Below are 14,396 nucleotides of genomic sequence, written 5' to 3'. Positions count from 1 at the left end.
GACATACATCCCCGCCTTGATCTTGATCAGATTTTCCTTGTGCCCTTAAGCGATATCGCGGCGGGCAAAGGACATGGACCGGTAGCTGGTCTTGTAGGGCGATGTACCGATCTTGCGGATACGGCCGACACCCATCTTGTAGTTGTAGTTGCCGCTGATCCAGTCGACGACGCGTCCGGACAGTGCGTTTGCAGGCTGTGCTGTGTGCAGGAAGTCCATGTAGAGGAGCCCCTTCTTCACGGCCGGCGTGACAATGGCAACTGCGGTGATTGCACCTTCAGTCAGTTCGATGTGGCCATGTTCCATCAACTTGGTGAAGGTGAAGTCGTCGCCTTCAACACCGAGGATGGTGTCCTTCTGAACCGGAATACGGTCAGAGTACATCATGACATAGTCACCGTTCTCGATACCGCGCTCTGCCGCATCATCCGGATGGATCTCCACCCAGTTTTCCGGCCAGCGCTGAACGATGTACGGACGGCGGCGATCGTCGTAACCGGACTGCCAGCGCTCGTTGATGCGGCCGGAAGTGACCCACAACTCGTCGTCCTTCGGCTTCAGCCATGCCCAGTAGTCGGAGAACAGGCTCCACGGAGACTTCTGGATGTTGCACTTGCCGGTTTGCGAGTTGAAGTGCGTCAGCTTCTTGCCGAGACGGTTCGCACCGGACGGTCCGTCGACCGGAAGCTTGCGCTCCGTGTCGTGCAGACGCTTGGTGCCGACCAGAGTGCCGTCGTCCTGAAGCAGGACCGGGCCCTGGATGCCGTTGGTGCCGAACTCAGCCAGCTTCTGGTGAAGCGTCTTGCCTTCGCGCTGAGCGACGACCTTGACCATGTGGAAGTCCTTGCGGCTGCCGCGTGAGAAGCGGGAACCTTCTTCCAGAACTTCGTTGGAGCTCTTCCAGTCGAAGCCCTTGTAGCCCATGGCCGTTGCCAGTTTGGCAATGATCCACCAGTCCGGTTTGGCTTCACCCGGTGCGTCGTAGAACTTCGGATAAAGCCGGATACGGCGCTCGCCATTGGCGCGGGTGAAGGTATCTTCGCCCCAGCCGGCGGCCGGGAAGACGATGTCGGCATAACGGGCACCGATCGGATCGACCAGGTAGATGTCCTGGTTGACGACGACCATACCGCCGCTGTCCACACGCCGTTTGAGCGTGTCGATGATCTCCTGCTTGTCGAACGAGCTGATCTGGTGCGGGTTCTGCACAGTCAGTTCGTCGAACTTCGCACCAAGAGACTGGGAGCCGCACATGGACTGGATCCAGGTGTTGCCGATCACATGGGCAAAGCGAGTGTGGCCGGACATCAGGTACCTGTCGGTATCCATTGCACGACGACGACGGCCCGGCAGTTTCTCAGGCGACTTGTTGCGTGGATATTTGCCGCCACGCAGACCGCCGCGCTGGTGACCGCCGGCACGGCCGATGACCTGGCCGGGACGGCCGCCGGCACCGACGATGATGCCGAGTGCGGAAATCGCCTGGGTGTTGCCGGTGTTGTTGGACCAGTAGAAGCCCTTTTCGATCATGACCGAAGTCTTCGGACGGGAACCGTCTTCCTTCGGCTTGGCCATCCATTCGGCGGCGGTGTAGATCTTCTCGACGTCGACCTGGGCGATTTCGGCTGCCTTTTCCGGAGCGAACTCGTCCTGGGACAGGAGCCACTTCTTCCAGTCCTCGAAGCCGGCAGTCTGGAACTTGCCCCAGGTCGTGCGCCACTGCCAAGGGGTGTTACGCGTGCCCTGGCCGAAGCCGGAGGAGCTTTCCCACTTGTTGTTGACCCACTTCTGGATCCAGTCGCTGTCTTCCCAGCCATTTTCCACGATCACGCGGGCGATGGCGTTGACGACGAGAAGGTCGGTGCCGGGCTGAATATCCAGCCACATGCCACCGTTCTTTTCTGCGTAGGCAATGCCGCCGGTCTTGCGCGGAACCATGAAGATCGCCTTCTGGCCGTTCTGGATGCCTGGCATCATCCAGTCGGTGAAGAGGATCGTTTTGGTTTCATACGGGTCGGTGCCGCAAACGAGCAGGGTTTCGGCGTCTCTCCAGTCCTCATAGGACGGGCCGAAGTTGTCGAAACCGGCGTCACGGAAGCCCGGAGTGGACGTCACGTCGGACGGCGTGTCGTGGAAGGTGAAGTTCGCCGTGTTGACGCTGTTCAAGGCATATTTCGTGATGGCATAGGTGTTTTCCATGTAGCCATACGAGAAGGTCTTGACGCAATAGGCGTTCTCACCGTGCTTCTTGATCACGTACTTGCCGACTTCCGCGGCGATCTCCATGGCGAAGTCCCATGTGACCGGCATCAGGACGCCGAACATGCGGACCATCGGAGATTTCAAGCGATCGCGGGTCGGGGTCTGCGGGTTGTAGACCTTCTGTGCGATCGCACCGCCACGGATGGAGGAGTTACCGTTCGGGTTGACGAACTCGGCATCCTTGTCCGGGATGATGATGACGTGGTGCGGTTCGCCGTTGTGCAGGACAACGTTGTACTGGTTCGGAGCGACCCACGGGCCGAGCGGGTCGACAGGGAAGTCGACGCCGAATGCGTTTTCTTCCGCCTTTTCGCCTCCGACCTTGCCGCCTTTAACCGGCCAGCGATAGATCTTGTACCCGCAGGCCACGATGCAGTAGTCGCAAGCCGTTGAGATCACATCCGCATCTACCGGCGGCAGAGGGATATTCGTCTCTGGGATGTAATAGGGTGTGGACATTATCGGTCTCCTCAGCCCTTGAGATTGTCGTAACGGCCGTAGATCAGGCCGAACATTCCGACGGCGTAGATGTCATCTCCATCCAGCTCGAGCAGAACCTGCGGCAGGCTCTGGTAGGCTTGTCCGGAAATGAAGATGCCGTGACGCGTCAGGTCGAAGGTGGTCAGGTGCAAAGGGCAGGGACCCAGAACCTTGTCCTGAGACTTGTAGGTGCCCTGCAGAGGACCGCCCTGGTGCGTACAGGTGTAGTTGAATGCAACCACGTCCTTGTCCGGGCCGATGCCGCCACCGGCCTCGCGGCCGAGTTTCACGAGCATCGATTCCGAGTACGCGCCATCATCCGGGTAGGTGAAGTCGAGCGGTTCGTCTTCCTTGAGTTCCGACAGTTTGCCGATGTGCTTGCGCTCGTAGGTCGACACGACAGCCGGGACCTTCGCCGAGGCGGGGCCGGATTTCAGCGCCACCATCACGGTGAAGGTGGTGATGCCCGATGTCAGCAGAAACTGACGGCGGTTCATCAGGCAACGCTTGCCGGTCTTGGCAACTTCGGTCGGGCCGTTGATGGCCTCGACCAGAGCCGGATCAAGTGGTTTTTGGTGCTTCGTCATAATCCGTCTCCTTAATTCGAAGCCGCCGGAAGCACGTCATATTCGGGGAGCTCAGGCTCCTCCATGACGATACGTTCACCGGAAAGGCTTTCCAGGAAGGCTACAAGATCGGCTTTTTCCTGATCGTTCAGACCGAGCGGTTTGATCAGCTCACTCTTGGTCTTGGCAAACTGGTTTTCGCCGCCGCCCTGGTTGTAGAAATCGACCACGTCTTCCAATGTCGCGATCATGCCGTTGTGCATGTAAGGCGCGGTGTACTTGGTGTAGCGCAGGGAAGGCACACGGAATTTGCCGAGGTGTTCCTTGTCCTTTGCACGGAAGTAGACGCCCGGATCGTCCTTGTAGGACCGGTACATTTCTTCCGTGGAGCCTTTTGCGTAAAGCTCATAGCGGAAGGTGATCTGAGCGAGTTCATCGGTTTCCCAACCGTCGTAGGGCGGGACGCCAAGGTTGTAGTACTTCTCGTTGGTGAGAAGAGCGCCGTTGTGGCACTCGGAACATCCGGCCTTGCCGGTGAACAGTTCCAGCCCGCGCTTCTGGGCATCGTCCAGGGCGTTGTCGTCACCGCGCATGTAGTTGTCGAACGGCGTGTCAGTCTGGACGAGGGTCCGTTCAAACGCTGCAATGGCCATCCATGCGTGGCTCAGGCGCGGATATTCCGTGCCGAAGACGTCCTTGAAACGCTCGCGGTATTCCGGAATGAAGGCAAGACGGGATTCCATCATGTCGTCTTCACCGTTACCGGCAACGGCCCCCTTGGCAGCCGACTTGGCCTGAGCTTCCAGAGACTTGGAAGAACCGGCCCAGAACAGGTTGCCGTAATAGGCGGAGTTCACGATGGTCTGGGAGTTCCGCCAGTGAACTGTGCCGGGATACCCGAGGGATATCTTGTCCGGGAAGTCCCAACCGGCATCCGGAAGGTGACAGGCCGAGCAAGGCATTGCGCCGTTGCCGGACAGACGCGGATCGAAGAACAGCAACTTGCCGAGTTCGATCTTTTCCGCTGTCTGTGGATTGTCGGCCGGGATGGGCGGGTCACCGAGCGGTGCCAGTTCGGCAGGCCGGTCGGCAGCAATGGCTCCGGTGGCGATCGCAAGCACTGAAGCGCCTGCGAGAGCCCATGCGGAGACGGTTTTCTTCATGGCTTTTGACATGATCCTGTCTCCTTAGTTCGTCGCGTTTTTCCAGTCGGGAACGACTTCGTATTCGTAGTCATCCTGTTCCCAGACATAGGCAGGTTGGTTGTAGCTGGTTCCGGAGAGCGACTTCAGGAACTCGACCAGATCGGCCTTTTCGCCGCGTGTCAGACCGAGGGGCTTCAGGCGCGGGTCCTTGTTCGGGTCGTCACCGCCACCCTGGTTGTAGAACTCAACCACATCTTCCAGGGTCGCCAGCATGCCGTTGTGCATGTAAGGCGCGGTGTAGGTCAGCTCGCGCAAAGTTGGCGTCATGAAGGTCCGCTTGGACTCTTCCTTGTGATCGCGAACGTAGGCACCCAGGTCTTCGCGGACGTTCATGTAGTTTTCGACACCCATGAACTTCGCGTAGCCGACAAAGGTCTGGTGGCGCAGCGGATCGGACCAGATGTCCGGATTGTTCGGAACGCCGATGTTGTAGGGCTGATCATCGGTGAAGCGGTCACCGGAGTGACAGTCGGTACAACCGGCCTTGCCCTTGAAGTTCACGTAACCGCGTTTGGCGGCTTCGCTCATTTCACCCGTATCGAACGGTGCTCCGGAAGAAGCGATCGACTTCAGGAATTCCTGAAGCGCGGAACGGGCACCGCCGTTGGACGGTTCGCCCTTGCCGGCGGCCTTGAACATTTTCACATAGACCGGATCCTGCTTCAGACGCTCCTGCATCATCCGCATGTCCATGTTCATGATGTAGTCTTCCGTGATCATTTCACGGGATACGTCGTTCAGGTTGGTACCGAGGCGGCCGTCATGCATCCATGCAGCGCGCTGGCCGACATTGGCGAGCGTCGGCGTGTTGCGGAAACCTTCTGAACCGCTGTAGGCAGTTGACAGGGCTTCGCCATCGGTGAATGCGAGGTCCGGCTGGTGGCAGGACGCGCAGGATAGATTCGTGTCTCCAGACAGGCGTGTGTCATAGAACAGACGCTTGCCCAGTTCGGCCAGCTCCGGATTCACCTCCAGCGGCGTGACCGGGCCCTGATCAGCAGACCAGGCGGCCGTGGTGGCTAAAAGCAGAGCTGCAATACTTGCAGTTAGGCGCATAGGACCCTCCGTTGTGGAGGGGAGCATTAACAATCAGACGGCCCAAGGCCGGGGCGTCCTGCTTCTCCCCTACTGCGGCCAGTATTCGCCTTTGAAGAAGCAGGGCATTGATTGCAATCAGTGATCGCGGTTTTTGTGTATTCCTACGTATATTTTAGAAGGTTGCGAATTAAATTCATAAATTCGAAAATATTGAAATTTCAATTATCTGTGTTGTTTGAGCAATGTCAAATCAGCCAAATAGGTGTGCTCATATACTCCGCCCGACTTTAAAGGGGGCAATGTATGCGATCTCTAAGCGGGTCGGAGGTTTGTGGCTACAGTGAAGCCAGTCGGGAAGCGGATAGTGCCTGCGGGTTGCAGCATAGCTGCGGATTTCATGCACAAGCCTGCATTTGCACCGAGTTACGAACGGCTTTTGGCGCAGAGCTCCCCAAGGGAGCGCACAGGTTTGCACTCGACGCCGGTCAGGAAATTGAACCGGACACTCTGCCCAATTCTCCGGTCATCGGTGTTCTCACGGGTTCTGTTGGAATCGTCGCGCATCTCAGCGACGGCAGACGCACTATTACCGGGTTGTTCTTCCCCGGTGACTACATCAATCTTGCTTCCTTGCGCCGTCAATTGAATGGCGAAATCATCGCTCTTTCTCCAAGTGCGGTTCAGGTTATGGAGCAGTCGGTTTTCGACCGCTTGCTGCGCATGTCCAATATTACTCGGGAACATTTTCTGGATCAGACGAACAGCTTCCTGTTTCAGCTTCTGGACCACAGCAACGATCTGGCAAAGAAGACGCCGATCGAGCGCATTGCGGCTTTCATTTTCGAGTTGAAGAACAGGACGCTGCCGAGAAGGAGCACGCAGTTCAATACCGTCGCCATCCCGTTCGGGCGTCGGGATATTGCCGACTATCTCGGCCTTCAGCCTGAGACCGTCAGCCGTGGTTTCACCACCTTGACCAATGAGGGTGTCATCAGTCTGCCCGAAGCCGACCTGGTGACGATCGAAGATGTTCACCGCCTCAGGCAGATCGCCAATGGCGGCCGGCCGCGCAAGCGCGGTGTTTGAGGAGCTATGCTCATGAAGGAAACGAAACCTCTTGCAGGAATAAGGTACGGACACGGCCCGGATGTCGATCCGGCGCTGAACGCATTTGTCGAACAGCTCAGGTCGCTCGGAGTGTCCATGGTGGGTTGTCTGCAACGGCAATTGCCCGATGGTGGCAGCTGCTGTCCGATCTCTCATCTGGAGGACCTGGCCAGCGGTGCCAGCACTCGCATTACCCAGCCGCTTGGTTCGGGTTCGACCGGCTGCCGGCTGGATCCAGGCGCTCTGGCTAATGCCGCCGAAGACCTGTCACGTCAGTTGGAAAGCCGTCCGGACATCCTGATCCTGAACCGTTTCGGCAGGGGCGAATCGGAAGGCCGCGGGTTCAGGCCCGTCATCGAGCGGGCGGTTGAACTGGGAATACCGGTTCTGACTGCCGTGAAGCAGCGCTACGTCCCCGAGTGGGAAGCCTTCAGTGCTGACCTGGCAGCCGATCTTCCGGCCGAGCCGGAACAGCTCATGGCCTGGTTGATGCCGCAGCTGCCAAATCATCAGACGATCTCTAGCAAGGAGCAGGCGTCGATATGACGAAGACCATTCTCTCAAAATTGCGGGCAGCTGTATTGGCAGCATTGCCGGTTCTTCTGATGTCATATGCAGCCGCTGCACAGTCGGCTGATCCCGGCGAGGAAATCGACCAGATCAGTGACCCGACCGCCGAATTTGTCCTGGACATGTTCCGGTTCGAACCGGATTTCGTCAGCCTGCCTGTCGGCGGGCGTGTGACCTTCAACAATTCCCGTGGCCAGCACACGGTCAAAAGCGCCAAGGGATTGATTCCCGAAGGGGTTGAAAAGATATCGATTGCCAACACCGCATCTGAAACCAGGATCATGGATGTCCCCGGTCTCTATGTCCTGACCTGCAAGGTGCACGGACGTTACGGCATGGTGATGTTGATCGCGGTCGGAGAACCTGAAACCTGGAAGAACCCTCCGTCCAGCTGGACAAGGACCCTTCCCGGGCGCGCAGGTCAGAAACTGGAACTGTTGCTGAAGGAGTTGGGTGAAAAGTACCCGAGTTGACCGGATCAAAGCCGGAATTTTCCGATGTCCGCGGCAGAAAATTGGACTGCCGCATCCTTTTGACGACTAACGTGAAATCTTCCCATGGTTGACGCCAATCATTCCTGTGCCGCCCTTAAAGATCAATTCGGACGAACCGCGAATTATCTTCGCCTTTCGGTGACCGACAGATGTGATCTGCGCTGCACTTATTGCATGACGGAAAACATGACGTTTCTACCGCGCAAGGATGTTCTGTCCCTGGAAGAGCTCTACCGATTGTCGACCGTCTTCATCAATCATGGTGTTCGAAAAATTCGTTTGACCGGTGGTGAGCCGCTTGTCCGCAAGAACGTCATGAGTCTTTTTGAGAACCTCTCTCGCCACATGGTGAGTGGAGAGCTGGACGAATTGACTTTGACGACCAACGGATCGCTATTGTCGCGTTATGCCGGAGGGCTTGCAGATTGCGGCGTTGAACGGGTGAACGTGTCGCTGGATACTCTTGATGCAGAGCGCTACCGGACGATCACGCGCTGGGGCAAGATCGACCGCGTGTTTGCCGGTCTCGACGCAGCTCAGGACGCCGGTTTGAAGGTCAAGCTGAATGCGGTTGCCCAGAAGGGTCAGTTTGAGCGTGAGCTGGACGATCTGATCCGCTTTGCCCATGGCCGCAACATGGATCTGACTCTTATCGAGGAAATGCCGCTCGGCGGCTCTGCCTCCTGCCGAAGTGCCAGTTTCCTGTCCCTAGGGGAGCTTCGTCAAAGGCTCGAAGCGCAGTGGACACTCGAACCCTTGAGTGAAACGACGGGCGGTCCGGCGAAATATGTGAGACTTCAGGAGACCGGCGGCAAAATCGGCTTCATCACGCCGATGTCCTGCGACTTCTGTTCGGATTGCAACAGGATCCGGCTCAGCTGTACAGGTCAGCTTTATACTTGCATGGGGCAGGAGGGCGGCCTGTCTCTGAAAGACGCTCTCAGACAGTCGGACGGTAACGAAACCGTTGCCCAGTTGATCCGCAACAAGGTTTTCGAGAAACCACGCGGACATGAGTTTCACATTGGCGAGCACGACGTGAACGGCATTACCCGCGCCATGTCGACGCTTGGAGGATAAACAAAGATGCGCATCACGATTCTGACGATATCGGACAGGGCAAGCCGCGGAGAATATGAAGACATCAGCGGCCCGGCAATCGAGGATTGGCTGACAAAGACCGTATCAACTCCGATCGAGATCGAACGCCGCATTGTTTCGGACGGTGTGGAAGTGGTGCGCGACGCGTTGATCGAGCTGTGCGATCAGGAACAGGTGGGCATGGTGCTGACCACTGGCGGGACCGGCCCGGCACCGCGGGACCTGACACCGGAAGCCATGCAGGCGGTGATTACGAAGCCGCTTCCAGGGTTTGGAGAATTGATGCGGCGCACGAGCCTGGACTATGTTCCGACAGCGATCTTATCCCGACAGGAAGCGGGTGTACGCGGTAAGACCTTCGTTTTGAACCTGCCCGGGTCTCCGGCAAGCATCGAGGTCTGCCTCGATGCGGTCTTTGCTGCCGTTCCCTATTGTCTTGAGTTGATCGGTGCAGGTTTCCTCGATACCGACCCAGCTGTTCTCAAGTCCCATCGTCCCCGCAAGAAGTAACAGGCTCAGGCTTGCTGACCGAAATCCGCAGGCCTGTCTCTTTGGACGTTCAGGGAGGCCGCGAGGCTCCGATCCGATCAGAGCCCCATATCCGCGCGGAACGGATAGAACTTCAGTCGGTTTCCTGGCTGGACATCCGTGCACTCGGCTTCAACCACTCCAAGACCGTCTGCTTCGATCAGCGGCAATAGACGCGCTGATCCGGCTCGCCCTGTCTTTTCCAGAAGAGGCAGGCCTTCTTCGGATGTGCCGACGATGTTGCAGGGGAAGAATTCACGGCGACCCGGGCGGCGCGACCATTCAAAGGCGGCCTTTGCATTTTGAACCAGGGCATCTCGGCGTGTTGCCCCGCTGAGGCCATCGATAATCGGGCGGCCGAGAAGCAGGAAGTCGACGAAGCAGGCAAGCGGGTTGCCCGGCAGGCCGAGATAGACCGCCTCTCCCATGGTGCCGAGTGCGACCGGTTTGCCGGGCTTGATAGCCATGCGCCAGCTTTCGATGCTGCCGCCGGCAGCTATCACCGCCGGTTTCAAATGATCTTCCTCACCGACTGAAACACCGCCGGATGTAATGATGAGGTCGTGCGTCTTCGACGCTTTGCGAAGCGTTTCGGTAATGGCTTCCAGATTGTCGCGTTCAATGCCGAGATCGGTGACCTGGGTGCGGTTGGAAGACAGCAGGGCGCGCAGCATTGGCCGGTTGGTATCGAAGATGTGGCCCGGCCCCATACCGACGCCCGTATCGCGAAGTTCGTTGCCGGTGGAAAGAATGGCGACCCGGATCTTGCGAACCACGCCGGCGTTTTGCAGGCCACTGGCCGTCATGATCGCCGTGTGGCGGGCGTCGAGCCGTGTACCGGCGCGCACCAACGTATCAAATGCCTTCACATCCTCGCCGGTCCGGCGAACATTGTCACCTTTCGGAACGTCGAAAGTGGGGCTGACAAAACCGTCCTCGACCACCGCATGTTCCTGCATGACAACGCAGGTCGTGCCTTCGGGCACCGGCGCGCCGGTCATGATCCGCATGGCTTCGTTGTCTTTGAGCGCCATCTGAGGAGTGTCGCCCGCGGTCAGGCGCCCCACAATCCTGAAAGATTTCCTGCCACTGCCGCCAAGCGCATAGCCGTCAACGGCGGAATGGTCATGGATGGGTAAGGAAAACAGCGAGATTGTATCACCGCCACTGACCCGTCCAACCGCTTCTGGAAGCGGAACAACTTCGGTCTCGGAAATCCTGGGGCAAAGCTCCAAGGCTCGCTCAATCGTCTTTTCGATGCTTGAGAGCGTCTGTCCTTTGTCCGTGTCGCGATCGCAGCAACCGGTTTGAGCAAGCTGTTCCATTGACGTGCTTCCAGTTCAATTTCCCTGGGCCGGGTCTGGCCCCAAATTAAATGGAAGACTACCGTTTTCGGGGACGAATTCTCTTGATCTCAGTCAATGGATTGGAAGAGCCGAAGCTTATCCTGCTCCATTCCTTTCAGGATTTACGCACTCAAGCAGCAGCAGGTTCCCGCGCTGCCTTGAGAATCTCCTTCAGGTTTCTGTCGACGGAAGCGACAAGCTCAGGTGATGGAGACATTCCGTCTGACAGAAGGCGCCTGGCGATGGAAAAGGTCTTCGGGTCGTCGATGACCTCAACTGCCTTCAGTATGCCGCTGCGGTAGTGCCAGTAGGACGTGCCGGAAGTGGCCCGGCGGCAAACGGTTTCCATGTCCGAATCGTATAGACCGACCATCTGGATCAAGTGATCGAATTGCGCCGACCAGAATGTTGGCGTCGGAACGTATTCCATACTTGCACCCACGATATTCTGTGCAACCGTCTCCGCCTGGTCAATCGCGTTCTGGACGCTTTCCAGCCGAATTCTCAGACCGTCGAAGACAAAGGATGCACAGTCGCCTGCGGCCCAGATATTCGGTTGGCTTGTTCGTCCGAAACTGTCCACGGCAATGCCGTTATCGAGAAATAGGCCGGCGGCCTCGGCAAGTCCGGTATTCGGTACGGCTCCTATCCCGGCAACGATAATGTCAGCTGGAATATCGGTTCCGTTGCTAAGTTGCACAACGCCGCAGGCGGTCTCTCCAGACAGGCAAACCGACTTTACCGCCTCAAAAACCGATACACCCTGACCCCGGTGCCATTCGGCGATGCGGTTGGAGAGCGCGGCTGAAGCCACCCGGTTCAGGATACGTTCGTCTCGCTCGATGACTGTGGTTTCCAATCCGCGCATTTTTGCGGTGGCAGCCAGTTCCATGCCGATATAGCCACCACCGATGAGAACCATCGATTTGCCGGGTTTCAACTCAGCACGAAGAGCATTGGCGTCGGCCAGGCTCCGCAGGTGAAACATGTTCTTGCGATCCCTTGCGCCTTCGACTGGCAGCCGGCGTGCGGAAGATCCGGTCGCAAGCACAAGGTGGTCGTAGGGAAAGCGGTCTGGCCCGACCAGGACGGAGCATTTCACCGGATCGATCGCATCGACTTTTGTCTCCAATCGCAGGTCCACCTGGTTTTCCTGCCAAAATCCGGCAGCTAGGATTGAAACCGGGGTGTCGGCAGCGTCCTGCAGCAAGTGTTTTTTGGAAAGCGGCGGACGCTCATAGGGCGGTTCACTCTCGTCGGTGAAGAGCAGGATATCGCCCTCAAAGCCGAGGTTGCGAAGCTTCGAGGCGACAGACGCTCCAGCCTGGCCACCGCCAATCACGACAACACGCATTATTCGGCCGCCTCTTTCGATGAAATCGCATCCAGAAAATCAGCGAACTCTTCATCGGGAATTTTTGCCGTTTCCGCTTCTGCCGGGTAGCTACCGCCTTGCACGGCTTCCTTGAAGGCACTGAGTGCCGCACGGCGCTCGGACCTGATCTGCTCGTTGAGCGAATGCAGATCGCCGAAAGCCCGGGCATGTTTCGGTCGCGACGTCTGTTCGCCGCAGATATCGTTCTGAAACAGGTAGATAACGTCACCGCCGTTCCCTGATCCGAGCGACATCGTGATCAACGATGTCCTGCGGCTGATTTCCGAGAAGAGACGCTCCGGAATGACTTCCGCCTCGACGGAAAATGCACCGGCGTCCTCCATTCGGCGGAAGGCGTTCCACAACTCGAGAGCTTCGTCACGCGTGCGTCCAACGGCACGCAACCCGCCGTTCCAGCCGGATTTTCGCGGGACCAGGCCCAGATGACACATGACGGGGATCTGCTCTTTTGCGAGCAATTCGACAATGTGCGGGCCGCGTGCGGTGTAAATGGAATCGGCGCCGTCCTTCATCGCCTGAAAGGCGGCTTTCAGGACATCTGTTTCCGTCGGAAAATCGGGCAGTCCGATGGCCGCCGTGAAAAAGAGGTTCGGCGCTGCATCCCGAACCATTCTTGTGTTCTGGGCATTACCCATGATCAGGTCAATGCCGGCGTCTGAAGCTGCGGCTGCCTCTTCTGCCGAGTTGGCTGTTGTCTGTGTGAGTTTCTGTTTTCCTTTGAGCGCCTGCAGATCCGCAACGGTGTAATTGCGCAAGGAGAACTTCGCGTCCCAATCGTAAATCCGCTTCATGCCTGATCTCCGATATCTATGAAGACGGTCTTGTTTTCCACCTTCACGGGATAGGTCTTCAGCTTGATGCAGGCTGGGGACCGTTTCGGTTCTCCGGTCCGGTAGTCGAACTGGCCGTTATGCATCGGACATTCGATGACGTGGTCCATGACAAGGCCATCCGACAGGTGAACCTCTTCATGGGTGCAAAGGCCTGCAGTGCAGTAATACTCGTCATCCGGACTGCGGTAGATCGCGAAGGTACGGTCCTCATGGTCAAACCGGATGAGGTCTTCGTTTTCAACGTCGTCGGCATCGCAGGCCTTGATCCAATTCGGCATGTTCTTGTTCTCCTATTCCGCTGCCTGCAAGACGGGACGCTGGTAATCCGGGGTTGGCTCTGCGGTCGCGGGCAGATGCCGCCTGATGTAGAAATTGGGGTTTCGCTGCTGTTTCACGACTGCCGGTATCATTTCCCTGTAGGCTGCCAGAAGCGATGGATAGGCAGGCGGGCAATCGTTCTTGATTTCCTCATGAAGCGCAGGCAACGCATGGAACGGAACCATCGGATACATGTGATGTTCGACGTGATAGTTCATGTTGGAATAGATGAACCGGAAGAACGGGTTGAGGTAGACGGTGCGCGAGTTCATCCGGTGATCCGGAACGTCTTCAGCCAGTCCGGCATGCTGGGTCGTTGCCATGAGGTGATGCAGCCATGAGCCGTAAAATGTCGGCAGGCCGACCAGCATGACCGGCAGGAAGCTTTGAAGATAAACCGACAGACCAACGACCGAGAACAGGATCGCGAGCTGACAGCGGGAGGCCCAGAAAGCCTTGTTGCGATCCGCCGCGATCAGATAGTCCTTTTGCTCGTCGCTCAGCAGGCCAAAGTTGAGGCGAACCATCTTGAGGAGTTCCTTGCTCAGCGCTGGTATGTAGAGGAGGTTCAGGAGCCATGCACCGATGCTCGGCGGGCGGGGGAAGGCGATTTCCGGATCCCTGCCGACGATGACCGTGTCCGTGTGGTGCCTTGTATGGCTCCAACGCCAGAGATAGGGGTTCCTGAGCGACATGAAGGATGCCAGCTGATAGAAAAAGTTGTTCAACCACGCGGTCTTGAAGACGGTCCCGTGTCCGCATTCGTGCCAGCGACTGTCAGCGCCCGACCCGTAGAAAACGCCATAGATGACGGCGACGGGGATGGTCCAGACCGTACCCCAGGTGAGCGCCAGCAACGTGCCGAAAAACAGCACCGAACCAAACCAGATGCTGTAATTGATCAGGCTTGGCCGGTCGGACCTTTTCATGAGTTCCTTCAAGCGCTTTCTGGGGATCCTGGTGCTGTACCATTCGCTTGGCGTAAAGCCTGGTCCCGAATTCGGTCCAGTCAGGCTGTAGTCGCGCTTTTCCGCGGCGGTTGCCGTCATGGTTCTCCTCTCCCGATTTCCCTTGGGTAATGCGTCAAAATGTAGCGTGAAGATCGTGGAGAACGGACGAAGGGTCAATGTGATGTTGATAGAAACTATCAAA

The 14,396-nt window shown here is 57.7% G+C and carries 14 protein-coding genes; 5 read left to right on the top strand and 9 right to left on the bottom strand.

Going from position 1 to position 14,396, the window contains the following annotated elements; all coding sequences use genetic code 11:
• Positions 1–45: 45 nt before the first annotated feature.
• From ABLQ08_RS10185 to ABLQ08_RS10170, 4 genes are read right to left on the bottom strand one after another with little or no spacing between them, the layout of a single operon-like run.
• Positions 46–2,721, bottom strand: coding sequence for an arsenate reductase (azurin) large subunit (locus ABLQ08_RS10185; protein WP_352941412.1), 2,676 nt, complete (start codon positions 2,719–2,721; stop codon positions 46–48).
• Between the two features lie 11 nt (positions 2,722–2,732).
• A complete protein-coding gene (locus ABLQ08_RS10180) occupies positions 2,733–3,329 on the bottom strand; it encodes an arsenate reductase (azurin) small subunit (protein ID WP_352941410.1) in 597 nt (198 codons plus the stop codon).
• 11 nt (positions 3,330–3,340) lie between these two features.
• The gene (locus tag ABLQ08_RS10175; RefSeq protein ID WP_352941408.1) at positions 3,341–4,483 is read right to left on the bottom strand and encodes a cytochrome-c peroxidase; all 1,143 of its coding nucleotides are present in this window, start codon (positions 4,481–4,483) and stop codon (positions 3,341–3,343) included.
• 12 nt (positions 4,484–4,495) lie between these two features.
• Positions 4,496–5,569, bottom strand: a complete 1,074-nt coding sequence (locus tag ABLQ08_RS10170; RefSeq protein ID WP_352941406.1) for a cytochrome-c peroxidase — start codon at positions 5,567–5,569, stop codon at positions 4,496–4,498.
• A 285-nt stretch (positions 5,570–5,854) separates the two neighbouring features.
• On the opposite strand from ABLQ08_RS10170, the gene ABLQ08_RS10165 reads away from it, so the two are divergent.
• From ABLQ08_RS10165 to mog, 5 genes are all read left to right on the top strand, one after another.
• Positions 5,855–6,637, top strand: coding sequence for a Crp/Fnr family transcriptional regulator (locus ABLQ08_RS10165; protein ID WP_352941403.1), 783 nt, complete (start codon positions 5,855–5,857; stop codon positions 6,635–6,637).
• Between the two features lie 12 nt (positions 6,638–6,649).
• Positions 6,650–7,204, top strand: a complete 555-nt coding sequence (locus ABLQ08_RS10160) for a DUF2478 domain-containing protein (protein ID WP_352941401.1) — start codon at positions 6,650–6,652, stop codon at positions 7,202–7,204.
• The gene (locus ABLQ08_RS10155) at positions 7,201–7,701 is read left to right on the top strand and encodes a plastocyanin/azurin family copper-binding protein (protein ID WP_352941398.1); all 501 of its coding nucleotides are present in this window, start codon (positions 7,201–7,203) and stop codon (positions 7,699–7,701) included. Before ABLQ08_RS10160 ends, ABLQ08_RS10155 begins: the two co-directional genes overlap by 4 nt.
• A gap of 84 nt (positions 7,702–7,785) precedes the next feature.
• Complete coding sequence (gene moaA / locus ABLQ08_RS10150) at positions 7,786–8,802, top strand: GTP 3',8-cyclase MoaA (protein WP_352941396.1); 1,017 nt, start codon at positions 7,786–7,788, stop codon at positions 8,800–8,802.
• 6 nt (positions 8,803–8,808) lie between these two features.
• Positions 8,809–9,333, top strand: a complete 525-nt coding sequence (gene mog / locus ABLQ08_RS10145) for a molybdopterin adenylyltransferase (protein ID WP_352941394.1) — start codon at positions 8,809–8,811, stop codon at positions 9,331–9,333.
• A 77-nt stretch (positions 9,334–9,410) separates the two neighbouring features.
• Here mog and ABLQ08_RS10140 read toward each other — a convergent pair whose 3' ends face one another.
• The 5 genes from ABLQ08_RS10140 to ABLQ08_RS10120 all read right to left on the bottom strand — a co-directional run bounded on the left by ABLQ08_RS10140 (position 9,411) and on the right by ABLQ08_RS10120 (position 14,293).
• The gene (locus ABLQ08_RS10140; protein WP_352941392.1) at positions 9,411–10,676 is read right to left on the bottom strand and encodes a molybdopterin molybdotransferase MoeA; all 1,266 of its coding nucleotides are present in this window, start codon (positions 10,674–10,676) and stop codon (positions 9,411–9,413) included.
• Between the two features lie 151 nt (positions 10,677–10,827).
• Positions 10,828–12,051 (bottom strand): NAD(P)/FAD-dependent oxidoreductase, encoded by a 1,224-nt coding sequence (locus tag ABLQ08_RS10135; RefSeq protein ID WP_352941390.1) that lies wholly within the window; start codon positions 12,049–12,051, stop codon positions 10,828–10,830.
• Positions 12,051–12,884 (bottom strand): 3-methyl-2-oxobutanoate hydroxymethyltransferase, encoded by an 834-nt coding sequence (locus ABLQ08_RS10130; RefSeq protein WP_352941388.1) that lies wholly within the window; start codon positions 12,882–12,884, stop codon positions 12,051–12,053. Before ABLQ08_RS10130 ends, ABLQ08_RS10135 begins: the two co-directional genes overlap by 1 nt.
• Positions 12,881–13,204: a MocE family 2Fe-2S type ferredoxin gene (locus ABLQ08_RS10125; RefSeq protein ID WP_352941386.1), complete on the bottom strand. Its 324-nt coding sequence runs from the start codon at positions 13,202–13,204 to the stop codon at positions 12,881–12,883. Before ABLQ08_RS10125 ends, ABLQ08_RS10130 begins: the two co-directional genes overlap by 4 nt.
• Positions 13,205–13,216: 12 nt before the next feature.
• Complete coding sequence (locus ABLQ08_RS10120) at positions 13,217–14,293, bottom strand: fatty acid desaturase (protein WP_352941383.1); 1,077 nt, start codon at positions 14,291–14,293, stop codon at positions 13,217–13,219.
• Positions 14,294–14,396 lie beyond the last annotated feature (103 nt).

The sequence above is a fragment of the Roseibium sp. SCP14 genome (assembly GCF_040329475.1).
Taxonomy (GTDB): domain Bacteria; phylum Pseudomonadota; class Alphaproteobacteria; order Rhizobiales; family Stappiaceae; genus Roseibium.
This window is presented reverse-complemented; position numbering and strand designations above follow the sequence as displayed.